Annotated in this window: 2 protein-coding genes; both read right to left on the reverse strand. The window is 75.7% G+C overall.

Annotated features, from left to right (window positions below):
- On the reverse strand, positions 1-632 hold a 632-nt coding region (locus EST54_RS33925), incomplete at its 3' end, for a pyridoxal-dependent decarboxylase (protein ID WP_244942688.1).
- A gap of 200 nt (positions 633-832) precedes the next feature.
- Positions 833-1,045 (reverse strand): hypothetical protein (locus EST54_RS34380; RefSeq protein WP_135796927.1); only part of this gene is annotated, 213 nt, incomplete at its 5' end.

Below are 1,045 nucleotides of genomic sequence, written 5' to 3' on the forward strand. Positions count from 1 at the left end.
GTGGGGAGGGTGAGGGGTTCGGGGAGGCCGAGGAGCCAGGCGGAGCGGTGGATGCTGTGGTGGGCGTTGGCGCCGCAGACGATCTGGAGGGGGCCGGCCGTGGGGTGGTCCGCCGCGGCGGCCTCGCGGGCGAGGAGCAGGGCGAGCTGGTTGGATTCGGTGCCGCCGGTGGTGATCAGGGCGTCGGGGGCGGTGGCCCGGGGGTAGACCAGGGCGGCGAGTGCGCTGCTGGTGAGGGTTTCCAGGGCGGAGGCGGCGGGGGCCTGGTCCCAGGAGTCCATGGAGGGGTTGAGGGCGCACGCGGCGAGGTCCGCGGCGGTGGCGAGGGCCAGGGGCGGGCAGTGCAGATGGGCGGCGCAGTGCGGGTCGGCGGGGTCGGCGGCGCCGGCGGCGAGGGTGTGGACGAGGGTGCGCAGGGCGGCGTGCGGGCCGGTGCCGTGTGCGGGCAGGAGGGGGTGGCAGGCGTCGCGTACGGTGCGGGCGACGGCGTCGGGGCCGCCGGGCGGGAGGGGCCCGGCACGGTCCTCGGCGCCGGTGGTGAGGGCGTCGAGGACGGTGTCGAGGAAGGGGCGCAGTGCGCGGGGGCCGTTGGTGCCGCCTGCGAGGGCGGTCCCGGCAGGGGGCGCAGACATCAAGGTGCTCTTCTGTCAGGTGAGTTGGGGCGGTCCCATGCGGACGAGCCCTGAGGCGGCCCTAAGTTACTTTCCCTGTACAGCACGTATCTACTGGTTGCGGTCATACCACCCGTAAGTGGTACGGATGTTTACCGCGGGTGTGTGCGGGGTGCCGCCGGCTGCCGGTCCGGCGGCACCCGTTGGTGCCGGGCCTGCGGCTACCGGCCGTCGGTCGCCGCGCGTATCGCCAGCGCCCGCCGCAGGTCGTCCAGCTGGTCGACCAGTTTGCGGCGCAGGGCGGGGGTCGCCCGGCCGTCGGCGAGGCAGGCCTCGCCGAGGCGGAGGGTCTCGTCCTCGACGAAGGTGGCGGGGAAGGCCTGGCGGCCGGCGGCGGCGGCCGCCAGGCCTTCCCCGCCACCTTCGTCGAGGAC

Origin of the sequence: Streptomyces sioyaensis (assembly GCF_004122735.1) — a bacterium.
Taxonomy (GTDB): domain Bacteria; phylum Actinomycetota; class Actinomycetes; order Streptomycetales; family Streptomycetaceae; genus Streptomyces; species Streptomyces sioyaensis.